The sequence below is a fragment of the Algiphilus aromaticivorans DG1253 genome (assembly GCF_000733765.1).
GTDB classification, from domain to species: Bacteria; Pseudomonadota; Gammaproteobacteria; order Nevskiales; family Nevskiaceae; genus Algiphilus; species Algiphilus aromaticivorans.
This window is the reverse complement of the sequence record NZ_JPOG01000001.1, coordinates 2,967,618-2,990,802: the sequence shown is the minus strand read 5'-3', so window position 1 is coordinate 2,990,802 and position 23,185 is coordinate 2,967,618. Positions and strand designations below refer to the sequence as shown.

General features: G+C 68.0%; 18 protein-coding genes. 13 read left to right on the top strand and 5 right to left on the bottom strand.

The genetic code is table 11. From position 1 onward, the window contains the following. The 3 genes from U743_RS13895 to U743_RS13885 all read left to right on the top strand — a co-directional run bounded on the left by U743_RS13895 (position 1) and on the right by U743_RS13885 (position 4,466). On the top strand, positions 1-267 hold the full coding sequence (locus U743_RS13895; RefSeq protein ID WP_043769062.1) for a DUF3613 domain-containing protein: 267 nt from the start codon (positions 1-3) through the stop codon (positions 265-267). A gap of 4 nt (positions 268-271) precedes the next feature. Beyond that, the gene (locus U743_RS13890) at positions 272-2,068 is read left to right on the top strand and encodes a pilus assembly protein TadG-related protein (protein WP_043769060.1); all 1,797 of its coding nucleotides are present in this window, start codon (positions 272-274) and stop codon (positions 2,066-2,068) included. Positions 2,069-2,162: 94 nt separating this feature from the next. Beyond that, positions 2,163-4,466 (top strand): sensor domain-containing protein, encoded by a 2,304-nt coding sequence (locus U743_RS13885; RefSeq protein ID WP_043769058.1) that lies wholly within the window; start codon positions 2,163-2,165, stop codon positions 4,464-4,466. A 162-nt stretch (positions 4,467-4,628) separates the two neighbouring features. On the opposite strand, the gene U743_RS13880 is transcribed toward U743_RS13885, so the two are convergent. From U743_RS13880 to U743_RS13860, 5 genes are all read right to left on the bottom strand, one after another. Further along, a complete protein-coding gene (locus U743_RS13880) occupies positions 4,629-5,066 on the bottom strand; it encodes a universal stress protein (RefSeq protein ID WP_043769056.1) in 438 nt (145 codons plus the stop codon). 64 nt (positions 5,067-5,130) lie between these two features. Beyond that, on the bottom strand, positions 5,131-5,931 hold the full coding sequence (gene rsmA / locus U743_RS13875) for a 16S rRNA (adenine(1518)-N(6)/adenine(1519)-N(6))-dimethyltransferase RsmA (RefSeq protein ID WP_043769054.1): 801 nt from the start codon (positions 5,929-5,931) through the stop codon (positions 5,131-5,133). Next, the gene (gene pdxA, locus U743_RS13870) at positions 5,928-6,950 is read right to left on the bottom strand and encodes a 4-hydroxythreonine-4-phosphate dehydrogenase PdxA (protein WP_043769052.1); all 1,023 of its coding nucleotides are present in this window, start codon (positions 6,948-6,950) and stop codon (positions 5,928-5,930) included. Before pdxA ends, rsmA begins: the two co-directional genes overlap by 4 nt. Further along, a complete protein-coding gene (locus tag U743_RS13865) occupies positions 6,937-8,220 on the bottom strand; it encodes a peptidylprolyl isomerase (RefSeq protein WP_043769050.1) in 1,284 nt (427 codons plus the stop codon). Before U743_RS13865 ends, pdxA begins: the two co-directional genes overlap by 14 nt. 168 nt (positions 8,221-8,388) lie before the next feature. Continuing rightward, entirely contained in the window at positions 8,389-10,548 is a 2,160-nt protein-coding gene (locus U743_RS13860; RefSeq protein WP_052368200.1) for an LPS-assembly protein LptD, read from the bottom strand. A 100-nt stretch (positions 10,549-10,648) separates the two neighbouring features. On the opposite strand from U743_RS13860, the gene U743_RS13855 reads away from it, so the two are divergent. From U743_RS13855 to U743_RS13810, 10 genes are all read left to right on the top strand, one after another. Next, on the top strand, positions 10,649-11,680 hold the full coding sequence (locus U743_RS13855) for an aminoglycoside phosphotransferase family protein (RefSeq protein WP_043769048.1): 1,032 nt from the start codon (positions 10,649-10,651) through the stop codon (positions 11,678-11,680). Continuing rightward, positions 11,677-12,351, top strand: coding sequence for an N-acetylmuramate alpha-1-phosphate uridylyltransferase MurU (gene murU, locus U743_RS13850; RefSeq protein WP_043769047.1), 675 nt, complete (start codon positions 11,677-11,679; stop codon positions 12,349-12,351). Before U743_RS13855 ends, murU begins: the two co-directional genes overlap by 4 nt. Before the next feature lie 39 nt (positions 12,352-12,390). Beyond that, entirely contained in the window at positions 12,391-12,999 is a 609-nt protein-coding gene (locus U743_RS13845; RefSeq protein WP_052368199.1) for a nucleoside deaminase, read from the top strand. Between the two features lie 324 nt (positions 13,000-13,323). Next, positions 13,324-13,743: a cupin domain-containing protein gene (locus U743_RS13840; protein WP_084191561.1), complete on the top strand. Its 420-nt coding sequence runs from the start codon at positions 13,324-13,326 to the stop codon at positions 13,741-13,743. Continuing rightward, positions 13,740-14,468, top strand: a complete 729-nt coding sequence (biuH, locus tag U743_RS13835) for a biuret amidohydrolase (protein ID WP_043769045.1) — start codon at positions 13,740-13,742, stop codon at positions 14,466-14,468. The genes U743_RS13840 and biuH overlap by 4 nt, the downstream gene beginning before the upstream one ends. After that, complete coding sequence (locus U743_RS13830; RefSeq protein WP_084191560.1) at positions 14,468-15,055, top strand: cupin domain-containing protein; 588 nt, start codon at positions 14,468-14,470, stop codon at positions 15,053-15,055. The genes biuH and U743_RS13830 overlap by 1 nt, the downstream gene beginning before the upstream one ends. After that, complete coding sequence (locus U743_RS13825; protein ID WP_232226793.1) at positions 15,052-17,082, top strand: adenine deaminase C-terminal domain-containing protein; 2,031 nt, start codon at positions 15,052-15,054, stop codon at positions 17,080-17,082. The genes U743_RS13830 and U743_RS13825 overlap by 4 nt, the downstream gene beginning before the upstream one ends. A 74-nt stretch (positions 17,083-17,156) precedes the next feature. After that, positions 17,157-19,112, top strand: coding sequence for an adenine deaminase C-terminal domain-containing protein (locus U743_RS13820; RefSeq protein ID WP_198022050.1), 1,956 nt, complete (start codon positions 17,157-17,159; stop codon positions 19,110-19,112). Positions 19,113-19,189: 77 nt separating this feature from the next. After that, the gene (locus tag U743_RS13815) at positions 19,190-21,145 is read left to right on the top strand and encodes an adenine deaminase C-terminal domain-containing protein (RefSeq protein ID WP_198022049.1); all 1,956 of its coding nucleotides are present in this window, start codon (positions 19,190-19,192) and stop codon (positions 21,143-21,145) included. A gap of 74 nt (positions 21,146-21,219) precedes the next feature. Then, positions 21,220-23,181 carry an adenine deaminase C-terminal domain-containing protein gene (locus U743_RS13810; protein ID WP_232226792.1) on the top strand — a complete coding sequence of 654 codons (1,962 nt, stop codon included), beginning with the start codon at positions 21,220-21,222 and terminating at the stop codon, positions 23,179-23,181. Positions 23,182-23,185 lie beyond the last annotated feature (4 nt).

The window sequence follows — 23,185 nt, the reverse complement described above, 5'->3', positions numbered from 1 at the left end:
ATGAAACATCTGCCATTCCAGTCCCTTGTTCTTGCCGTCTGCCTGACGGCACCGCTAGCGCTGGCCCATGCCGCCGAGCGCGAGACCTTCGGCGAGGATGCTCGCAAATGGGTCGACCTCCAGGTGAGCGGCGATGCTGCCGAACGCAGCCCGGACGGTATGCCCGGAGAAATTGCCGAGCGCGTCTGGCAGCGCTATGTGGAGAGCTTCAGTCACCCCATCCCCGAGCGCTTCGAGCGCGAAGGCTTCGTGGAAGGCGGTAACTAAAGTCGTGTCCGGACCCCGTCGTCAGCAGGGGGCCGCGGCGGTCTTCGCTGCTATTGCGCTGACGGCCTTGCTGGCGGCGCTCGCGCTCGTAGTCGACATCGGTAGCCTCTACTTCGCCAAGCGTGATCTGCAGAATGCTGCATCGCTGGCGGCGCTCGACGCCGTGCGTGTAGGCAGCGGCTGTTACGGCCCGGCCCCGGAGGACGAAGCCGAGGCGGTCAACACGGCGGCGCGAGCGGCGCTGCAGCGCAACGACCAACCGGTGTCCTGGCTCTCCGAGCCGCCGCGTCTCGGAAGCATGATCACCATCGGTAGCGGCGAGCGTGTCTTCGTGGCCGGCGACATCGGACTTGGGTTCGCTGCCGAGGTCACCTTGGAGCGGCCCATGCCCCGGCGGCTGCTGCCCGATCTGTTCCGTAGCGGGAGCGATGACAACGGGGAGGTGCAGCGGATGCGCGCCTCGGCGACAGCGCAGGCACAGAACAATGTCTCGCTGGAAGTTGGCAGTTATGGCGCCCGTGTCTCGCCGACGGCACCGGGTGCGCTGCTCGCGGCGTTGCCTGTCGGCGTGAGTATCACCGCGCTGGATTATTCCGCGCTGGTCGACGCCGAAGTCTCTCTTGGCGACCTGCAGCCGGGCTCGGTGAGTGATCTCACCGAGTTTCTGAGTGAGCAGACCACGCTGCCGGCATTTCTGGACGCCTTGGCTGCGGCGCTGCTCGCCGCCAATGACAGTGTGGCAGCGGCTGCGGTTGCCGCGTTATCGGCTGCCAGCAGCACGGCGCAGACCCTGATTCCGGGCGATCTCATCAATATCGACAGCACGATTACCCCATTGCTCACTGGTGCGACTTTCTCGGCGGGTAGCCTGGTCGAGGCAGCGCTGCAGTCGGTGCTGATCGATGGCGTCTTCGAGACTCTCATTCAGCTCGGTGGTGGCCGCGAGGTGGCGGTAGCTCTGCGCGAGGTGGCGCAGCCCGCCTTCGGCCCGCCCGGTCAGACTCCCGAGGGGGACGAGCGTACCTCGGCTGGAACCGCCCAGGTTCGCGTCAGCAGCGGCCTGGATCTCAGTGACTTGTTGCCAACCGGCACCGAGCTGACCCTCTTCGTCGAGTCCGCTGGTGCGCGCGCGACGGTGACCGGTGTGCGCTGCCCGCGCGCCGGACAGCCGCGCAGCGAGGCACGCGTGCGCACCGAAACCAGCGTCGCCCGCGTCGGTATCGAGCCGGTGAGCGTGAATCTGTCGCTTGCCGAGTTGCAGTCCGGACTCGGTCAGTCGAACGCGCAACTCGGTAATCTGCTCGGGGGGATCAGCAACCTGAGCTGCACCCTACTGGGCGGCCTCGGGTCACTGGGCAGCAATCTGTGCCAGTTGCTGACCGAGAACCCCCTGCTGGAATTGCGCATCACTCTGCCGCCGGTGGAGCTGGTGGATAGCGCCAACGATGAGCGCTGGGTGCCCGGGCCTTTTCCGGCAGAGCCGCACAGCGTGGGGTCGGATCTGTCCAACACGCTCTCCTCCGGTGTCGAGAGCCTGCTCAGCGACCAGCTGCAGATCGAGCTCAGCCTGGCCGGGGGGGAGGCGCTCGGGGGCGGTCTGAACGCGGTGCTCGGCAACCTCTTGGCGGTGTTGCGACCACTGCTGCAGAGCGCCCTCGTCGATGCGCTCAGCGATGAGCTGATCAACGGATTGGAGCCGGTGCTCGCCGACTTGGGGGTCTCGCTGGCTGGCGCCGATGTCACGGTGGTCGACATGCAGATCGAGCGCCCACGCATCGTGACTACCAGAAGAGGCGGCTGAGCACGCGTCGCGCGTGCACGCGCCGACGACTACACTGATCGGTATGCGGGTACTTTTGGAGAGAGGTGGGCGGTTCCCGGTCGGCCGTGGCGCGGTGCTCGCCTGGCTGGTGGTCGGGCTTGTCCTGTTGCTCTGGGGGCTCGCCGTGCTGGTGCAGGCGGGGCGCCTGCAGGCTGCGCTCGGCACCGAGCAGGCCGAGCGGCAACTGCGCGGTGCGCTGGAGGCGCGGCTGGCAGCGGAAGGCTCGGACGGCCTGCAGGCTTATGTCCGCGCACTGGTCACGCGCGGCGCCATGGGGCTGCGTTATCTGTCGATTCGCGTGCCCGGTGGCACCAAGGTAGCGGAGGCGGGCGCCTACGACGATCTCAGCGTGCCGATGATCTCGCCGGTCTACGTCGAGCGCCTGCGTGCGCTGATGCTGGAGCAGTCCGGCGAGCGCCGGCGTTTCGATCTCCGTCGCGACGGCCGCGAAGTCGCCCGCGTCGAGTACATCGCTGCGACCGGGGCGGTGCAGGCGGTGCGCACCGATGCCGTGAGCCAGCTGCAGCTGCAGGGCTGGCTTCAGATCGTGGCTGGCGCCTTGCTGCTCGGCATTGGTGCCTGGACCGTCATGCGGCCCATGCCGCCGCCGGCGACGTCCGATCTGAAGGAACGCGTGCGCGGCGAGCGTGTGAACGCGCCGCGGCGCAGCGGACCCGAGCCAGCCAGTCTCGAAGGCCGTGCGGCGCAGGCCCTGGATCGGCTGCAGCGCGGCGTCATCATCGTCGACGCCGACATTCGGATCCGCGATATCAACCACGTCGCCGAACAGCTAACTGGCTGGTCGCGCGACGACGCCGTCGGCCGCCTTGTCTACTCCGTCTTCCACCCGCTGGCCGACGACGACCAGCCGTTGACCACGCCAGCTGAAACGGCGGTGCGCGAGCGCTGCGAGACGCCGGCACAGGAATGTCGGCTGCGCGCTCGAGACGGCAGCATCCACCATGTAGAAATGGTCGCCGCCGTGCTCGAGAACTCGGCCGGGCAGGCGGAAGGCGCGGTACTCTTTTTCCACGATATCGGCGAGCGTCGCGAGAGCGTCGAGCGACTGCGTGCCGACGCTCGCCGCACGCAGGACATCGTTGATCATCTTGACGAAGGCGTGCTGACCACAGACGAAGCCGGTGTCATCACCTTCGCCAATGCGCGCGCGGCCCGCATGTTCGGTTATCGACGCGAGGAACTGGTTGGTGCCACCGTAACCAAGCTCATGCCGGTGCCCTTCCTGAACATGCCGGATGTTCGCGTCAGCGACTACAGCGACTACAGCGACAGCCAGACGCGTGGCCGCCTGCCGCGCGTGGTCGGCTGGCGGCGGGATGCGACGACATTCCCCGTGGATCTGCAGACGCAGACGCTGGCGGCTACTGAGGACGGCGACGCGCCGCAGCAGGTGCTCGTGCTGCGCGATCTCACGCAGCAGTTGCGCAAGGACAACCTTTCGCTGCGCATGGGGCGTCTCTTCGATCACGCTGCCGAGGAGATCTACGTCTTCGACGCGCAATCGCTCTACTTCACGGAAGTCAATCGCGCTGCGCAGCGCAACCTGCAGATGGAGGACGGTCAGCTCGCGCGCATGACACCGGCGATGATCACCGAAGGTATCGAGGCTGAGGCGCTGCAGGACTACTACCTGCGCCTGCGCAGCGGGCAGACCGAGCACGTCCATTACCGGGCACGCCACCGGCGTGCGGACGGCAGTGGCTATCCGGTGGAGGTGCGGCTCAGTTACTCACGCGCCGAGGAACCCCCCGTCTTCATGGCTATGGCCACCGATTGCAGCGAACGCGAATCGGCTGAGGCCCGACTCGCGCGCCAAGCGATGCAGGATGACCTCACCGGGCTGGCCAACCGGCCGTCGGCGATGAACGCGCTGCGCGAACATCTGCGCTCGGCCGTGCAGCGCGGTGAGGACCTTGCGGTGATCTTCTTCGACCTCGATCACTTCAAGCGCGTCAATGATCGCTACGGCCACGAGACCGGTGACGCCGTCTTGCGTGAGGTGGCTCAGCGCCTCGATACCATTGTCCGTGAAGGGCATTTCGCGGCTCGGCTCTCGGGGGATGAGTTCGTGGTCTTCTTTGCGGGTAGCAGCGGCCGCGACCAGGTCGAGGCCTTCTCGGATCGGCTGCGCGGCCTGTTGAATGCGCCGATCGTCGTCGGTGAGCAGCGCGTCGGCATTACCGCTAGTCTCGGCGTCGCCGTCTTTCGTGGCGCGGCGCAGGATCCGGTGGAGCCCGGGGACATTCTCTCGCAGGCAGATCGCGCGATGTATCTGGCCAAAAAGGCTGGCCGCGATCGCGCGCACATCTACTACGGCGAAGAGCCGGCGCAGGGCGAGCAGCAGCGCAAGGCCTGAAACCTTGCTAGGACTGTCGCGCTAGTCACAGATCTCACAGATTCGATGGGATCACCTGATGGTGAGCGCTGACTCCGTCGTTGCCTCCCCAGCAACAATAAGAACCTGTGTCGATCCGCGAAATGCTTGGTTTACCGCTTTAAGGCCCGCAGCCTCACGCTTCTAGTCCAGATGCATCGCCAGCACGTCGCAGTTGGCATGGTGGATGACGCCGTCCTCGGTCGAACTGAACAACGCGGCGAGGCCGCGTCGCGAGCGATGGCCAATGACGATGAGATCAGCACCGGACTCCTCGCGCACGCGCAGAATTTCCTGGGTGATGCTGCCGATGGTGACCCACATGCCGGCCGGCTGGATGTGGGCTTCTCTGCACCAGCCTTCCAGTGTTGCTTCCGCCTGCTCGCGGCGGTCGTGCGTCAGATCCAGCGGGGTGGCGAGCAGGGCGTCGCCGGCAGGGTCAATCGGGAGATACTCCACCACGTGCACCAGTGACAGCTTCGCGCCGAAGGCCTGAGCGAGGCCCTGGGCGTGGCGCAGAACGCGCGGTCCGTCTGCTTCGCGCGCTTCCACCGCTGCCAGTACATGCCGGTACTCTTCCATGCCCTTCCCCTGACGAGTCTTCCGGCATGGTGCCCCAGGCCGACCCGCGCGCCAAGTCCAGCGATCAGCCCTCCGCCAGCCGGTTCGCCAGATGGATCCACTGCGCCACCGGCACCGTCTCGGCGCGGGCGCGCGGGTCGATGCCGCAGCCGGCGAGCTGCTCGGCCGTACACTGGCCGGAGAGCGCATTGGACAGGGTCTTGCGCCGCTGTGCGAAGGCGTGGCGCAGCAGGCTGTCGAAGCGCGCCGGTGCCGTCAGCGGCGGGGTCGGTGCCTGCGGCGTCAGTCGCACGATGGCGGAGGTCACCTTCGGCGGCGGACGGAAGGCGCCAGGAGCGACGTCGAAGAGCGATTGGCAACGGGCCTGCGCCGCCAAAGCAACGCTCAGACGGCCGTAGCGCTTGCTGCCGGGGCCGGCAACCATGCGTTCGACGACTTCCCGCTGCAGCATGAAATGCATGTCGCGCACCGCCGCGCTGTGGCTCAGTACATGGAAGAGCAACGGCGTGGAGATGTTGTAGGGCAGGTTGCCGACCAGCCGCAGTGCGGCGGTGTCGCCGGCACCGAGCGCCGTGATATCGGTTTTCAGTGCGTCGGCCTGGATCAGGCGGCAGCGGGTCGTGTCGCCGAAACGTGCCTCCAGCCCCGGCAGCAGACGGGCATCGAGCTCGATGGCCGTGACGCGTGCGCCGGATTCGAGAAGTGGCGCGGTGAGCGCCCCTTCGCCGGGGCCGATCTCGATGAAATGATCGTCCTCGCGCGGTGTGATGGCGCGGATGATGCGCGTCAGCACGCCTTGGTCGTGCAGATAGTTCTGCCCGAAGCGCTTGTCGGCGCGCAGCACGCTGCCAGCCTCGGTGCTCATGCCCGCCGTGCGGAGCAGATCTCGGCGGCCACACGTAGTGCGGCGTCGAAGCTGCCTGCGTCCGCGCGGCCCGTACCGGCCAGATCCAGCGCCGTGCCGTGATCCACCGACACGCGAACGATGGGCAGACCGAGCGTGACGTTGACCGCGCGGCCGAAGCCTGCGTGCTTGAGCACCGGCAGCCCTTGATCGTGGAACATGGTTAACACGGCGTCGCAGCCTTCGAGGTGCCGTGGCGTGAACAGTGTGTCGGCGGGCAGTGGGCCGCTGGCGTCGATGCCCTCGGCGCGGACCTGGGCGATAGCGGGCGCGATAATGTCGGCATCCTCGTTCCCGAGATGCCCGCCTTCGCCGGCGTGCGGGTTGAGCCCGCAGACGCGGATGCATGGAGCGGCGATGCCGAAATCGCGCCGCAGGCCGGCGTCCAGGATGCGTAGCGTGAGGCAGAGCTTGTCGACGCTGATGGCGTCGGCCACCGCGCGCAGCGGCAGATGCGTGGTGGCCAGCGCCACGCGCAGCGGTGCGGGCTGCGCGTCGGGCGCCACCAGCATCATCACGGGTAGCGGCGCGCCGGTCGCTTCGGCGAGGTATTCGGTATGTCCGCTGAAGGCGTGGCCCGCCTCGTTGATGACTGATTTCTGTATCGGCCCGGTCACCATGGCGTCGGCACGGCCTGCCTGACAGGCTGCTACGGCTAGGTCCAGGGCCGCCAGCACATGCCTGGCGTTGCCGACATCGGTGACGCCCGCGCGCACCGGCTGCGACAGCGGCACGGGCCAGATGCGCAGCGTGCCTTCGGCCGCTGCCTTTGGCCGCTGGTCGGGATCGCAGGGCTGCAGGCGCAGTGGTAAGCCGAGCATCTCTGCGCGCTCGCGCAGCGCGTCGGGATCGGCCGCCACAACCATCGTGGCAGCGCGGTCGGGCCGCTGCGCGGCGGTGATGACGAGATCCGGGCCGATGCCGGCCGGCTCGCCCGGCGTGACGACGAAGAGCGTCCCGGCTACCTCAGGCGTCGTCACGCAGGCGGTACTCGATATAGGCCTCGTCGCGCAGGCGCCGCAGCCAGATTTCGTACTCCTCCTCCATGCGTCGCTCGCCGATCGCTTGGCGTGCGCGCTGCCGGCGCAGTTCCTGGGTTGCATCGCGCTGACGCCGGTCCTGCACTTCGACGATATGCCAGCCGAACTCGCTGCGGAAGGGGCGCGAGCGCTCGCCGGGGTCGAGCTGGTCCACTTGCTGCTCGAAGGCATCCGCCATCTGCCCCGGCGGTTGCCAGCCCAATTCGCCGCCTTCGTTGCGCGAGCCGGGGTCGTCGGAGTGCTGACGTGCCAGTTCGGCGAAATCCTCGCCCTCTTCCAGGCGGCGGGCGATGTCGAAGATCTTGGCGCGTGCTTGCTCATCACTGGTCAGCTCGTCCGGCTGAATCAGGATGTGGCGCGCCTTCGTCTCGGTGATCATCTGTTGCTCGGTGCTGCCGCGCCGGCCCTCGACGCGCAGGATGTGGAAACCACTGGTGGCTGCGATCACCGGGGCGAGCTCACCGTCCTTCGTTTCCTTGAGCGCTTCGGAGAATGTCGGAGGCAGGTCGGCGAGGCGGCGCCAGCCAAGGTCGCCGCCTTCAAGCGCCTGCTGTCCGTCCGAATGACTGGCGGCGATGGCCGAGAACTCCTCTCCCTCGGCGATGCGCTGCCGCAGCTTCTCGGCCCGTTCGCGAGCGGCCTGGCGTTCGTCCGGGCTGGCGCCGTCGCCGACGCTGATGAGGATGTGCGACAAGCGGACCTCGCTGTCGCCTAGATCCTGCTCGCGCGCGAGGTAGGCGTCGACGTCGTCCTCGCTGACGCTGATGCGTGACTCCAGCTCGCGCGAGCGCAGGCGCTGCGAGATGATCTCGTCGCGGATCTGCTCGCGTACCGCCAGGTAGTCCTGGCCTTCGCGGCGGAGCTGGCGCGCAAACTCGGCCTGCGACATGCCGTTGCGGCGCGCGATATCACTGACGACATCGTTGAGTTCGCGGTCGTCGACGCGGATGCCCGCTTCGCGGGCGCGTGCCATCTGGACGCGCTGCAGCACGAGGCGTTCCAGCACCTGATCGCGCAGCTGGCTGGGCGAGACGTTGCGCACGCCGCGCTGCGAAAGCTGCTGGCGGGCGTTGTCCATCGCGGCATCCAGCTCGCTCTGCAGAATGATGCTGTCGTTGACCACAACGACGATGCGGTCGACGGGTGTGGCGGCGTGGGCGGACAGCACCGTGGCGAGCGCAACGGCGGCGGCTACAAGGCGTGAAACCATGGCGGAAGAAGCGGTAGGGGAAGGCTCAGACAGTAGCATGAGCAGCGGTGTTCCGACCTTTTGTCCCTAGTTTCCGGTTACGCAGATGTTCTCGCATTGCACGCGGCATCTCGCCACGTCTGGCGGTGTTGCGAAAGTGTCCCGCAGTCCTTGCTACGGCGCAGGACACTAGTAGGTGTAGTCGTCGATCTGTTGCGCGCTGCTGCCGCCGAGGCCACCCAGGCCGCGCAGCTCGATCTGCAGAAGCACCCCGGACTCGTACTCACCGTCGGTGGATGCAATGTAGCGACGATAGGTCAGTCGGCCGGTCCAGCAGCAGCTCTCATAGGCGACACCGGCCAGGGTCTCCAGGCTCTGGTGCTCGCGGATGGCACGGCGCCAGCGCCCGACGACCGAGAAGTTGCCGCCGATCGGCCAGCCAGCGGAAATATCGCTCTGCTCGAGTTGATCGCGCCGGTAGCGGTAACCGATACTCGCGCGGCGCCGGCCGTCGCGATAGCTTAGGCGGCTGAGCGTGCGATTGAAGCGCTCCTCATCCGGTGACCACAGCGTCGAGACGCTGGCGCTGACGCGTCGCGAAAGCCGGTACTCGAAGCCGGCGATGAAGTCGGTGACGCCGCTGCTGGCTTCCTCGCTGCCATCCAGCGTGACCTCGGAGCGATCCAGCCGCAGCAGCTGGCCGACCGTGGCGCTCCAGCGCACCATGCCCGTATCGCGGTCAAGCAGGCGGCTGGTGAGCGCTCCCGCCAAGTGGTTGGCATCGGCGATGCGATCGATGCCGGTGAAGCGGTTGCGCGAGAAGAGCTGCACGATATCGAAATCGGGTTCGCCGCTGTCGAAGATCGGGATATCGCTCTGGTCGCGGAAGGGCGTGTACAGATAGAAGGCGCGTGGCTCCAGAGTCTGCAGGTTGCCGCCATCGGTGAGCCGCTCGAAGCGCAAGCCGCCCTCGGCGCTGAAGCTGGGCAGGTCGCGTGTGGGCGAGGCCGGCGCTCCGGCCGGCTGGCCACTGAGGTCGTATGCCGTGTAGCGCCAATCCAGGCGCGCGCCGGCGAACCAGCCGTTGCGGTCGACGAAGCTGCGCAGGAAAGGATTGACGTGGAAGCGTCGTCCCTCAACGACATTGTCGGCGTCGAATGCTACGAACTCGCTGGATAGCCCTGCACGCGTGAAGAGCAGGCTGTCCGGCGTCAGTGCCTCGAAGCTGATCTGCGGCAGGCGCCGGTAGGGGCGCTCGGTATTGAGCAGACTCGGATCCAGGACCTGGAAGCTGGAGACGCGCATCGAGGCCGAGTAGGCCGAGGGCGCGGTGTAGGCCATCCGCATCTGCTGCGGGAGGAAGGTGAGCGCGCTGCGGTCTAGATCGGTGCCGAGATCGTCGAAATAGGCTGTGTCACTGACTTCTGCGTAGTCGATCGCCAGCGAGAGCCGATCGTTGATCATGCCGCGCTGTGATAACTCGCCGAAGGCGCGGTCCTCGCCGAGGCGCTGGTCGCTCGCCAGGTACTCGTAGCGCAGCTCGGCTTCCTGCTGTCTGCCGAGATAGCGCGCGGTGCTTCCGAGTTGAAGGCCGCGGCGGGACAGCCAGCGCGGTTCGATCTGCAGATCGTAGTTGGGCGCGAGGTTGACGTAGATCGGCCAGGTCACATCAAAGCCGTTGCGCGAGGAGGAACCGACGCGTGGGTAAAGCAGGCCGGTGCGGCGCTGGTCATCCAGCGGAAACTGGAACCAGGGCACGTAGAGCAGCGGCAAGCCGAAGAGGTGCAGACGCGCGTGCCGAGCCGTTCCCAGGCCCGCCTCGCGGTCGAGCTTGATGTCCGAGGCGTGCAGCGCCCAGGCGTTGTCGCCGGGGCCGCAGGTCGTGTAATAGACCCGGCTCAGTTCGGCAGCGCCGGAGCGGCGCAGGCGCATCTTGTCCGCGCCTGCGCGCGCCTGCGCGTCCTGCAGGATAATCTCGCTATCGTCGAAGTCGCCGGTTTCGGCGTCGATATCGAAGCGCATGCCGCCGCTGCGCACGAAGAGCCCTTCCTCGCGATAGCGGCTCTCGGTGGTGATCTCGACCAAGCGCCGGCTGGTATCGAAGCGCAGCGATTCGGCGGCAAAGGCGCGTGAGCCGTCGGTGACGCGGACGTTTCCCGACAGCGAGGACAACCCCTCGCGCAGCAGATCGGCCTCGTCGGCGTTGAGCTCGATGCCTTCCGTGCTGCTGTCCAGCTCCGGCGCATCCGGTGGCAGCGGCTGGGCACACTGCCCGGGCGCGGCGAGCGATGGCGTGGCGCAGCTGATGAGGCACAGGGCCGCGAGGACCGCCCGTCGCAACCCGAGCATGAAATCCCTTCGTGGCAATAGTGGAGGAATTCTCAAGTATGGCTGTCACCCCCATCTGGTGCAATTGCGCTTGGCCGCGACCGTCCCTAGGCTTGCCGCCATGACAGCTGATACTCCCGAAGCCTCCGTGTCCGACGACCCCTTCGCCCAGCTTCCGGACGCGCGTTCGGTTGCGGCCGTGCGCTGGGCTGCCGCGCAGGGTCGCGGTGTGCTTGAGGCGGCAGCGCCCGCATCCGCCGATGCCAGCTTCAGGCGCTACTTCCGCATCTACCTAGACGGTTGCAGCTATATCCTCATGGACGCGCCGCCCGAGCAGGAGGACAGCCGCCCCTTCGTCAAGGTCGCCCTGCTCATGCGCGAGGCCGGCCTGCGCGTGCCGGAGGTTCACGCTGCCGATCTGGGCCAGGGTTTCCTGCTGCTCAGCGATCTCGGCACTCGCACCTATCTCGAGGTCATGGACGCCGACAATGCCGTCGCGTATTTCGGCCGCGCGCGTACCGCGCTGCTGCGCTGGCAAGCCGCCACGCGGCCCGGCGTGCTCCCCGACTACAGCGAGGTTCTGCTGCTGCGCGAGACGGGGCTCTTCGCTGAGTGGTATCTGGGTCGCCACCTCGGCGTGACGCTGGATGCCGATGAGGCCGCGGCACTGGCCGAGGTCGAGCGCCGACTCGCGGCGCGCGCACTGGCACAGCCGCAGGTCTTTGTGCACCGTGATTACATGCCGCGCAACCTCATGGACGGAGACGAGCAGGCGGGCGTGCTGGATTTCCAGGACGCAGTGCTCGGCCCGGTGAGCTACGACGTCATCTCGCTCTACCGTGATGCCTTCGCGAGCTGGCCCGCCGATCTGGTGCGCGAGGAACTGGAGCGATACCACGATGCGGCGCGCGCCGCCGGCATCCCTGTGCCGGAGCAGCGCGAGGATTTCCTCTCCGATTGTGACTGGATGGGGCTGCAGCGGCACCTGAAGGTGCTGGGCATCTTCGCGCGGCTGAGCCTGCGCGACGGCAAGTCCAAGTATCTGGCCGATACACAGCGCTTCGTCGATTACGTCATGCAGGTAGCGCCGCACTATCCCGAGCTGCAGCCGCTGGCGGCGCTGCTGGAGCGCCACGTGCTCCCGCGCGCATGAAGGCAATGATTCTCGCGGCAGGGCGGGGTACCCGCCTGCGCCCGCTCACCGACACGACGCCCAAGCCGCTGCTGGAAGTCGGCGGCGAGCCACTGATCGCGCACCACCTGCGCAAGCTGGCGGTCGCCGGCATTACCGAGGTCGTCGTCAATACCGGCTGGCTCGGCGAGCAGTTGCCGGCAGTGCTGGGTGACGGCAGTCTTTGGGGCGTATCCATCGCCTGGTCGCACGAAGGCTGGCCGGCGCTGGATACCGGCGGCGGCATCCGCAACGCGTTGCCCCTGCTCGGTGATGCGCCATTCCTGCTGATCAACAGCGATGTCTGGAGCGACATCGATTACGCCGGGCTGGCCGAGGCGCCCGCTCCGGAGGATCTCGGGCGGCTGGTGCTCGTGCCGAATCCGCCGCAGCATCCCGAAGGCGATTTCGGTCTGGTCGACGGGCGTGTCGATTGCGAGCCGGGCCCGCGCTGGACCTATTCAGGGTTGGCCGTGCTGCGCCCCGCGATCCTGGGCGCTGGCCGCGGGGCCTTTCCGTTGGCACCGTTGTTGCGAGATGCGGCGCAGGAGAGGCGGTTGGCCGGGCAGCTTTCGCGGGCCGAGTGGCACGATGTCGGGACACCGGAGCGTCTCGATGCCCTGCGGCACCGCCTCGACCCGGCCGGCAACTGATCGCGTCGCGGCGTGTCGCGACCCCCACGGAGAAGAAGGATGGCGTCATCGGAGTCCAGCAGTGCAGCAACGCGGATCGTCTGGGATCTGCCGGCGTGGCTGGTCGAGGTGACCGAGCCCGAGCCGGTGGCGATGCGGGATGTGGATGCGCGCATGCGCTTCGTACTGGAGTTGGTGACGGCCAACATCGATCGCGCAACGGGAGGGCCATTCGCGGCAGCCGTTTTCGACCGCGACAGCCACGAGCTGCTCGCCAGCGGCGTCAATCTCGTGATGCCCAGCTGCTGCTCCTCCGCGCACGCCGAGATCGTCGCGCTGAGTCGAGCGCAGCAGAGACTGGGCTGCTTCGACCTTGCCGGCGGCGCCCGGCGCTACGAACTCGTCAGCAGCACCGAGCCGTGTGCCATGTGCCTGGGCGCCATCCCCTGGTCGGGCGTAACGGCGCTGGTGTGCGGCGCGGCCGACGCCGATGCGCGCGCCGCCGGCTTCGACGAGGGCCACAAACCGGCCGATTGGGAGAACGCTCTGCGTAGCCGTGGCATCGCCGTGGACACCGCCGTGGAGCGTGAGGCTGCCGCGGCGCTGCTCGCTCGCTATGCGGCGGAGGGTGGCGCGATCTACAACGCCGGGACCGGCGCGCCGGAGTAGCGCCGGACGGCGAAAGGCGCGCTGACACCGCAGCGCCTCGCCCCGCACCAAATGTATGCAACGTTGCATGTCAAAAGTGCGCGCGCCTTGCGCGCGACTGTGGATCGCATATAAGTAATTGAAAATAAATAATAACGCCTGTTGGCATGGCTGTTGCGTCTCTGAAGGGCAGATCCACCAGGGAGCCGACGCAAGCACGCGTCGCGGCAGGCATGCAGACAGCGCGGGGGAATTTCCGGTCACATCGTTTCGCCGGTGGTATTGCCGCCCCGGGAGCGACGCGCTTTGTCGACGACGCACGTGGCGCAGTCGGGGGATCGCGCCATGGCGCCTGAGCTGGGCCGGCAGACTCCGGTCGAGGGCGATGCGCGCAGCGCGCGCCTGATCGCCGACAGCGAAGCGCCGCGCGCCTGGGCGCCACTGCGGCCGGGCATCGAGATCCGCGTGCTTCAGGAAAGCGCCGACGGCAGCGAGCGCATTGCGCTGCTGCGTTACCGGCCGGGTGCCACCGTGCCGCGGCACCGGCATCTGGGCGACGAGCATGTCTATGTGCTCGAAGGCGCGCAGCAGGACGAGGCCGGCCGCTATCCGGCCGGCAGCTATGTCCGGAATGCGGCTGGCAGCGCGCATTCCGTCTCCAGCCCCGAGGGCTGCCTGGTGCTCATCCACTGGACGGGCAGGCTCGATTTCGCGGCGGAGGCCGCGGCGCAGGATTCCGATGATCAACAGGAGGTTTCGACATGAGTGAGAGCACGAGCGGTTTCAGCGTCGCCGCCGATCCCTACAGTTGGCCCTTCGACGGCTCCGTGCCGCCCGAGCGCATGGCCTTCGTGGTCATCGACATGCAGACCGATTTCTGCGGCAAGGGTGGCTACGTCGACTGCATGGGCTACGACCTCGATCTGACGCGCTGCGCAGTCGCCCCCATCGCCAAGACGCTGTCGCTGGTGCGGCAGATCCCCGGCATGACCGTCATTCACACGCGCGAGGGCCACCGCCCGGAACTGGTGGATCTGCCGGAGAACAAGGTCTGGCGCAGCAAGCAGGTCTCGCCGGGCATCGGCGAGCCGGGCCCCTGTGGGCGGATTCTCGTGCGCGGCGAGCCGGGCTGGGAGATCGTGCCGGAACTGCAGCCGGCCCCCGGCGAGATTGTCATCGACAAGCCCGGCAAGGGCTCCTTCTATGCCACCGATCTCGAGCACATCCTGCGCACCTGCGGCATCACGCATCTCATCCTCACCGGCATCACGACCGATGTCTGCGTGCACACCACCATGCGCGAGGCCAACGACCGCGGTTTCGAATGCCTGTTGCTGACCGATTGCACGGGCGCCACCGAGAAGCGCCACCGCGACGCCGCCATCACGATGATCAGTATGCAGGGCGGCATCTTCGGCGCGACCACGGAGTCGATCAAGGTCAACGAAGTGCTCGAAACGCTGCTGGCCGGCGCCACGGCCAGCGCCTGATGCCCGTGCGGCTGGCAAGCGCGATCTTTCTGGCACTGCTTGCCGCGACCGGCGCTTCCGCTGTTGCAAGCGCGGAAGCGCCGGCGGGCGCCGAGGCCTACATCGCGCATCTGCAGCTGCAGTCGCATCCGGAGGGCGGCTACTACCGCCGCACCTACACGGCGCCGGAGGAGCTGGCCCGGGAGGCGCTTCCGGAGCGCTTTGCGGGCGCGCGACCCGTGTCCACGGCCATTCACTTTCTTCTGCCCGAGGGCGAGGTCTCGGCGCTGCACCGCCTGCGCTCGGACGAGCTCTGGCACTTCTACGCCGGTGACCCGCTCCGCGTGCACATGCTGCACCCCGACGGCCGGCACGAGAGCTTTGTGCTCGGACCCGAGCCCGACAAAGGCATGGTCTTCCAGGCCGCCGTCCCGCACGGGGTCTGGTTTGGCGCGGAGCTTGCTGACTCCCCGGAGCACGGATTCGCCCTCGTCGGCAACACCGTCGCACCCGGTTTCGATTTCGCCGACTTCGAGCTCGCCGAGCGCGACGAGCTGGTCGCCCGCTACCCCGAGCATCGCGCCCTCATACGGAGATTGACGCAGTGAAGAGATTGCAAGCGACAACAGCAGCGGACTCGCAGGAGGCAGCGTTCGGCCGCGCCTGGACGGCCCCGGTCGTTCTGGGCGCGCTGGTCATTGCGTCGATGCTCGGCGTCGCCGGCTGCGGTGGCTCCGGCGGCTCCGGCGGCGACACCGAGAGTGAAGCCACGGATGCGGTGACGCTGCATGGCGCGCCCGAGGCCTTCGAGTTCGATGCGGAAACAAAGGCCCGTCAGAAGCTGGTGCTGGTGGCGCTGGCCAAGGCGCCGGCCGATCTCGTCATCGAGAACGCGCGTGTGCTGAACGTCCACACCCTGAGCTGGATGGACGCGCAGGACATCGTCATCGCCGAAGGGCGCATTGCCTGGGTCGGCCCCGCCGGCGAGTGGGGCGGCAAGGCCGAGGAGACCGTCGATGCCGAAGGCCTGTCGGCGGTGCCCGGCTTCGGCGAATCGCACAAGCACATCGAGAGCAGCCATCTCACGCCGGAGTACGAGGCGGCGATGGTGCTGCCCCAGGGCACGACCTGGGTGGCCGAGGGCTCGCACGAGTTCTCCAACGTCGCCGGTGAGCACAACGCTGAGTACTGGCTGATGGCGCGCGACGCCGGCTCGCCGCTGAAGATCTATCCGGCACTGGGCTCGGCGACCCCGCCCACCGCCTACGAGGTCGGCGGCGGCTACTACGGCTACGACGAGGTCGAGCGCATGCTCGCCAGCGACCGCCGCGTCGCCGGTCTCGGCGAGGTCATGGACTGGCCGGCGATCTGGAACAAGGAGAGCCCCGGCTACCAGCGCCTTTGGGAAACCATGCAGGCAACCCGCGACGCCCGCGCCGTCATCGAAGGCCACGGTGGCGGGCTCACCGAGCTGCCCGAGATCAACGGCATGGCCGCCGCCGGTCTGTCCAGCGACCACGAGACGCAGGTCGGCAAGGAGGCCTGGGACAAGATGGAGCGCGGCATCTTCCTGGAGCTGCGCCCGGACACGATCCGCGTCGCCATTCCCTACTTCCTGGAGCAGGGGCTGGAGGACTGGACCAATGTCTCGGTGACGACGGACGACCGCGACGCGTCGGCCTCGCTGAAGCTGGGCACGATGGATTACAACCTGCGCGTGGCCATCGAGTCCGGCGCACCGCTGGAGGCCGCCTACGCGATGGCCAGCTATTACCCGGCGCGGCACTGGCACCTCGAGGACCAGGTCGGCTCCATCGCGCCGGGGCGCTACGCGGACATCGTGCTGCTCAGCGATCCCGAGACCGTGGCCATCGAGAAGGTCTACGCCGACGGCGCCCTGGTGGGCGACGAGGGCGAGTACGTCGGCCCCATCCCCGAGATCGACTATCCCGACTGGGCCACCGACACCATGAATGTCGGCCGCGAACTGGTGCCCGAGGATTTCGCGATCCGGGTGCCCGCCGGTACCGAGACGGCCGAGGTCGCGTTGCTGGAGCCCTTCTACTTCGAGGAGGACTACATGACCGCGCGGCTGCCCGTCGACGCCGAGGGCGTCGTGCAGCTCGATCCGGAGCAGCCCATCAGCAAGATCGGTCTCACCGATCGCTACCAGGGCAAGGGGGCCGTTTCGGCCATGTACTGGCGCGAGATCGGCCCGACGACGCCCGATTCGGCGGCGAGCTGCTCGGTGGCGCACGACCTGCACAACATCTGGTCGGTGGGCAACAGCGATCGCGCCATGGCCATGGCCACCAACAAGGTGGCGAGCATGGACGGCGGCTGCGCGCTGGTGCGCGGGCACGAGGTCGTCGCCTCGGTGCGCTACGAGATCGGCGGGCTCATGACCCAGAGGCCGGCCGAGGAGGTTGCCGCCGAGATCGACGCGCTGCACGCCGCCGCCGACGACATGGAATGGCTGGGCGATTCGCCGGGCTGGCCCAAGCGGATGATCTTCGCCTTCCTCACGGCATCGCCGTGGAAATGGGCGCTGGTGGCGCCCTACGAGGGCAATCCCGAAGGGCTGGTCAATGTCGCCACCGGCGAGACGCACCCGGTGGCCTGGCCGGCCGAGTAGATGCGGCACACCAATCGAAGCACCACGGGCATGCGCAGCCGCGCGTGCCGGCAAGCACGCTAGGAGTAACGACGATGCGAACGACGAACCGAAAGACCCCGGCCGCGCTGATGGCGGCCATGCTGGCGGGGGCGGCAGCCACGGGCGCTGCCACCGCCCAGGACGCCGGCACTGTGACGCTGTACGACAAGCCCGAGCCCTTCACCTTCGACGCCGAGACGCAGGCCCGGCAGAAGCTGGTGCTGGTGGCGCTGGAGAAGGAACCGGCGGACCTCGTGATCAAGGGCGCCAAGGTCCTCAATGTCTACACGCTGCAGTGGATGGAGAACCACGACATCGTCATCGCCGAAGGGCGCATCGCGTGGGTCGGTCCGAGCGGCGAATGGGGCGGCAAGGCGGCGAAGACGGTCGATGCCGAGGGCGAGTGGGCCGTGCCGGGTTTCGGCGAGTCGCACAAGCACATCGAGAGCAGTCATCTCACGCCGGAGTACGAAGCAGCGATGGTGCTGCCGCAGGGCACCACCTGGATCGCCGAGGGCTCGCACGAGTTCTCCAATGTCTCGGGCGAGCACAACGTCGACTTCTGGCTGATGGCAGCCGACGCCGGATCGCCGCTGAAGATCTACCCGGCGCTGGGCTCGGCGACGCCGCCCACCGCCTATGAAGTCGGCGGCGGCTACTACGGCTACGACGAGGTGGCGGCGCTCATCGCGAGCGACCGGCGCGTCGCCGGCCTCGGCGAGGTCATGGACTGGCCGGCGATCTGGAACGTCGACAACCCCGGCTACCAGCGCCAGTGGGAGACCATGCAGGCCACGCGCGATGCGCGCGCCGTCATCGAGGGCCACGGCGGCGGCCTCGTCGAGCTGGGCGACATCAACGCCATGGCCGCGGCGGGGCTGTCCAGCGACCACGAGGTGCGCCTGCCCCAGGAGGCCTGGGACAAGATGCAGCGCGGCATCTTCCTGCAGCTCAAGTACGACGGCATCCAGGCGGGCGTCACCTACTTCCTGGAGAAGGGGCTGAAGGACTGGTCGAACATCTCGGTGACCACCGATGACCGCGACGCGCTGGCCTCGCTCAAGCTCGGAACGATGGACTACAACGTCAAGCTGGCGCTGCGCGCGGGCGCACCGCTGGAGGCAGCCTATGCCATGGCGAGCTACTACCCGGCGCGCCACTGGCATCTCGAGGATCAGGTGGGGTCGCTCGCCCCGGGACGCCATGCCGATGTGGTGCTGCTCAGCGACCCCGAGACCGTCGCCATCACCGATGTCTACGCCAACGGGAAGCTCGTCGGCGACGACGGCGAGTACGTCGGCCCGATCCCCGAGATCGAGTACCCCGAGTGGGCCACCGACACCATGAACGTCGGCCGCGAGGTCGTCGCCGACGACTTCGCCATCCGCGTGCCGGCCGGTACCGAGCGCGCCACCGTTGCGCTGCGTCAGCCCTACACCTTCGAGGACCCCTTCCTCACCGCCGAAGTGGCGGTGGATGCCGACGGCAGCGTGCTGCGCGACGACGTGCAGTCCATCAGCAAGGTCGGTCTCACCGATCGCTATCAGGGAACCGGCGCGGTATCGGCGATGTTCTGGCGGAACATCGGGCCGAAGACGCCGGATTCGGCGGCGAGCTGCTCCGTCTCGCACGACCTGCACAACATCTGGTCGGTCGGCAGCAGCGATCACGCGATGGCGATGGCCACCAACAAGGTGGTGGCGATGGACGGCGGCTGCGCACTGGTGCGCGACCACGAGCTCGTCGCCTCGGTGCGCTACGAGATCGGCGGGCTGATGACGCAGCGCCCGGCGGCGGAGGTCGCTGCCGACATCGAGGCCATGTTCAACGAGGCCGACCGCATGGAATGGCACGGCGAGACCCCCGGCTGGCCGCGGCGGATGATCGCGGCCTTCCTGACCGCCTCGCCGCGGAAGTGGGTGCTGGTCTCCCCCTATGCGGGCAACCCGGACGGCTTCGTCAATCTGGTCACGGGCGAAGTGCATCCGGTGGCCTGGCCCGCCGAATAGCGGGCAGCCGGCCAACCATCCGATCAACGACTCACCCGCGCAGCGCGCGGGCCACAACGCTGCCAGGAGCACGAACGATGCGATCGATGAGAACGGTGACGCCAACCGCAGCCCGAGCGGCCCTGCTCTGCGCGGTCATGCTGGCGCCGCCCGCCGGCGCCGCCGAGCCGGGGACCGTCACCCTGTACGACAAGCCCGAGCCCTTCACCTTCGACGCCGAGACGCAGGCCCGGCAGAAGCTGGTGCTGGTGGCGCTGGAGAAGGAGCCGGCGGATCTGGTCATCAGCGGTGCCACCGTGCTGAACGTGCACACGCTGCAGTGGATGGAGAACCACGACATCGTCATCGCCGAGGGGCGCATCGCCTGGGTCGGGCCCAGCGGGGAGTGGAACGGCAAGGCGGCGAAGACGGTGGATGCCGAGGGCCAGTGGGCGGTGCCGGGCTTCGGCGAGTCGCACAAGCACATCGAGAGCAGTCATCTCACGCCGGAGTACGAAGCAGCGATGGTGCTGCCGCAGGGCACCACCTGGGTCGCCGAGGGCTCGCACGAGTTCTCCAATGTCTCGGGCGAGCACAACGCGACCTTCTGGCTCATGGCGCGCGACGCCGGCTCGCCGCTGAAGATCTATCCGGCGCTGGGCTCGGCGACCCCGCCCACCGCCTACGAGGTCGGCGGCGGCTACTACGGCTATGACGAGGTCGCGCGCATGCTGGCGAGCGACCGGCGCGTGGCGGGTCTCGGCGAGGTGATGGACTGGCCCGCCATCTGGAACAAGGAAAGCCCCGGCTACCAGCGGCTCTGGGAAACCATGCAGGCCACGCGTGATGCGCGTGCGGTGATCGAGGGTCACGGCGGCGGTCTTACCGAGCTGCCCGAGATCAACGGCATGGCCGCGGCCGGCCTGTCGAGCGACCACGAGACCCAGGTCGGCAAGGAGGCCTGGGACAAGATGGCACGCGGCATCTTCCTGGAGCTGCGTCCGGACACCATCCGGGTCGCGATCCCCTACTTCCTGGAGCAGGGACTGGCGGACTGGTCGAACGTCTCGGTGACCACCGACGACCGCGATGCCTCGGCGTCGCTGGAGCTCGGGACCATGGACTACAACCTCAGGGTGGCGCTCGATTCGGGCGCGCCGCTGGAGGCGGCCTACGCCATGGCGAGCTACTACCCGGCGCGCCACTGGCACCTCGAGGATCAGGTCGGCTCCATCGCCCCGGGGCGCTATGCCGACATCGTGCTGCTCAGCGACCCCGAGAAGGTCGTCATCACCGATGTCTACGCCGACGGCATGCTGGTCGGCGACGACGGCGAGTACGTCGGCCCGATCCCCGACATCGAGTATCCGGAGTGGGCCACCGACACCATGAACGTCGGCCGCGAGGTGACCGCCGACGATTTCGCCATTCGCGTGCCGGCCGGCACCGAGACCGCGACCGTGGCGGTGCTCGAGCCCTTCTACTTCGGCGAGGACTTCATGACCGCGCAGCTGCCGGTCGACGCATCCGGCCTGGTGCAGCTCGACCCGGATCAGCCGCTCAGCAAGATCGGCCTGACCGATCGCTACCAGGGCAGGGGGGCGGTCTCGTCGATGTACTGGCAGAACATCGGTCCGACGACGCCGGGCTCGGCGGCCAGCTGCTCGGTGGCGCACGACCTGCACAACATCTGGTCGGTGGGCAACAGCGATCGCGCCATGGCCATGGCGACGAACCGGGTGGCCGCGATGGGGGGCGGCTGCGCGCTGGTGCGCGGGCACGAAGTCGCCGCATCCGTGCGCTACGAGATCGGCGGCCTGATGACCCAGCGGCCGGCGCGTGAAGTCGCCGACGAGATCGACGCCATGTATGCCGCCGCCGAGGAAATGGAATGGCTCGGCGAAGCGCCCGGCTGGCCCAAGCGGATGATCTTCGCCTTCCTCACGGCATCGCCGTGGAAATGGGCGCTGGTGGCGCCCTACGAGGGCAATCCCGAAGGGCTGGTCAATGTCGCCACCGGCGAGACGCACCCGGTGGCCTGGCCGGCCGAGTAGATGCGGCACACCAATCGAAGCACCACGGGCATGCGCAGCCGCGCGTGCCGGCAAGCACGCTAGGAGTAACGACGATGCGAACGACGAACCGAAAGACCCCGGCCGCGCTGATGGCGGCCATGCTGGCGGGGGCGGCAGCCACGGGCGCTGCCACCGCCCAGGACGCCGGCACTGTGACGCTGTACGACAAGCCCGAGCCCTTCACCTTCGACGCCGAGACGCAGGCCCGGCAGAAGCTGGTGCTGGTGGCGCTGGAGAAGGAACCGGCGGACCTCGTGATCAAGGGCGCCAAGGTCCTCAATGTCTACACGCTGCAGTGGATGGAGAACCACGACATCGTCATCGCCGAAGGGCGCATCGCGTGGGTCGGTCCGAGCGGCGAATGGGGCGGCAAGGCGGCGAAGACGGTCGATGCCGAGGGCGAGTGGGCCGTGCCGGGTTTCGGCGAGTCGCACAAGCACATCGAGAGCAGCCACGTCACGCCCGAGTACGAAGCGGCGATGGTGCTGCCGCAGGGCACCACCTGGATCGCCGAGGGCTCGCACGAGTTCTCCAACGTGGCCGGTCCGCAGAACGCGGACTTCTGGCAGATGGCGCGCGATGCCGGCTCGCCGCTCAAGGTCTACACCGCCATCGGCTCGGCGACGCCGCCCACCGCCTACGAGGTCGGCGGCGGCTACTACGGCTACGACGAGGTCGAGGACATGCTGGCCAAGGATCGGCGCGTCGCCGGTCTCGGCGAGGTCATGGACTGGCCCGCGGTGTGGGACCCCGAGAACCCCGGGTACCAGCGCTTGTGGGAGACCATGCAGGCCACGCGCGATGCGCGCGCGGTCATCGAGGGTCACGGCAGCGGGCTCGTCGATCTCCCGGAGATCAACGGCTTCGCAGCTGCGGGGTTGTCCAGCGATCACTCCATCCGGCTCGCCGAGGAAGCCTGGGACAAGATGGGCCGCGGCGTCTTCCTCGAGCTCAAGCCGGATGCCCTGCAGGTGTCCATTCCCTATTTCCTCGAGAAGGGCCTGCAGGACTGGTCGAACATCTCCGTGACCACCGACGACCGGGATGCGCTCGCCTCGCTCAAGCTCGGGACGATGGACTACAACATCAAGGTGGCGCTGCGCGCGGGTGCGCCGCTGGAGGCGACCTATGCCATGGCGAGCTACTACCCGGCGCGCCACTGGCACATCGAGGACCAGGTGGGCTCGATCGCGCCGGGGCGTTCCGCCGACATCGTGCTGCTCAGCGACCCCGAGAAGGTCGCCATCACCGACGTCTACGCGGACGGCGAGCTGGTCGGTGACGACGGCAAGTATGTCGGCCCGATTCCGGAGATCGAGTATCCGGATTGGGCGCACAACACCATGAACGTGGGCCGCGAGATCGTCGCCGAGGACTTCGCGGTACGCGTGCCGGCCGGCACGGACGAGGCTACCGTGGCGCTGCTGGAACCGTTCTACTTCGAGGACGATTTCATGACCGCGACGCTGGCCGTGGATGCCGACGGCAACGTGCTGCGCGACGAGGCGCAGTCGATCAGCAAGGTCGGTCTCACCGACCGCTATCAGGGCAAGGGTGCGGTATCGGCGATGTTCTGGCAGAACATCGGGCCGACGACCCCGGGCTCGGCGGCGAGCTGCTCGGTGGCGCACGACCTGCACAACATCTGGTCGGTGGGCAGCAGCGACCGCGCGATGGCGATGGCCACCAACAAGGTCGCCGAGATGGACGGTGGCTGTGCGCTGGTGCGCGAGCACGAGGTCGTTGCCTCGGTGCGCTACGAGATCGGCGGCCTGATGTCGCAGCGGCCCGCCCAGGAGGTCGCCGCCGATATCGAGGCCATGTACGACCAGGCCGACCGCATGGAGTGGCACGGCGAGAACCCGGGCTGGCCGCATCGCATGATCGCCGCCTTCCTCACCGCCTCGCCCTGGAAGTGGGTGCTGGTGGCGCCCTACGAGGGTAATCCCGACGGCTTCATCAACCTCATCACCGGCGAGACGCATTCCGTGGCCTGGCCCGCGGACGAATCCTGAGTCG

What these genes read in the sequence shown, in the direction of transcription:
- U743_RS13895 (WP_043769062.1), top strand. Translation starts at nt 1, where the DNA reads ATGAAACATCTGCCATTCCAGTCCCTTGTTCTTGCCGTCTGCCTGACG.
- U743_RS13880 (WP_043769056.1), bottom strand. Translation starts at nt 5,066, where the DNA reads ATGGAAGAGTACCGGCATGTACTGGCAGCGGTGGAAGCGCGCGAAGCA.
- rsmA (WP_043769054.1), bottom strand. Translation starts at nt 5,931, where the DNA reads ATGAGCACCGAGGCTGGCAGCGTGCTGCGCGCCGACAAGCGCTTCGGG.
- U743_RS13865 (WP_043769050.1), bottom strand. Translation starts at nt 8,220, where the DNA reads ATGGTTTCACGCCTTGTAGCCGCCGCCGTTGCGCTCGCCACGGTGCTG.
- U743_RS13860 (WP_052368200.1), bottom strand. Translation starts at nt 10,548, where the DNA reads ATGCTCGGGTTGCGACGGGCGGTCCTCGCGGCCCTGTGCCTCATCAGC.
- U743_RS13855 (WP_043769048.1), top strand. Translation starts at nt 10,649, where the DNA reads ATGACAGCTGATACTCCCGAAGCCTCCGTGTCCGACGACCCCTTCGCC.
- murU (WP_043769047.1), top strand. Translation starts at nt 11,677, where the DNA reads ATGAAGGCAATGATTCTCGCGGCAGGGCGGGGTACCCGCCTGCGCCCG.
- U743_RS13845 (WP_052368199.1), top strand. Translation starts at nt 12,391, where the DNA reads ATGGCGTCATCGGAGTCCAGCAGTGCAGCAACGCGGATCGTCTGGGAT.
- U743_RS13840 (WP_084191561.1), top strand. Translation starts at nt 13,324, where the DNA reads ATGGCGCCTGAGCTGGGCCGGCAGACTCCGGTCGAGGGCGATGCGCGC.
- biuH (WP_043769045.1), top strand. Translation starts at nt 13,740, where the DNA reads ATGAGTGAGAGCACGAGCGGTTTCAGCGTCGCCGCCGATCCCTACAGT.
- U743_RS13830 (WP_084191560.1), top strand. Translation starts at nt 14,468, where the DNA reads ATGCCCGTGCGGCTGGCAAGCGCGATCTTTCTGGCACTGCTTGCCGCG.
- U743_RS13820 (WP_198022050.1), top strand. Translation starts at nt 17,157, where the DNA reads ATGCGAACGACGAACCGAAAGACCCCGGCCGCGCTGATGGCGGCCATG.
- U743_RS13815 (WP_198022049.1), top strand. Translation starts at nt 19,190, where the DNA reads ATGCGATCGATGAGAACGGTGACGCCAACCGCAGCCCGAGCGGCCCTG.
- U743_RS13810 (WP_232226792.1), top strand. Translation starts at nt 21,220, where the DNA reads ATGCGAACGACGAACCGAAAGACCCCGGCCGCGCTGATGGCGGCCATG.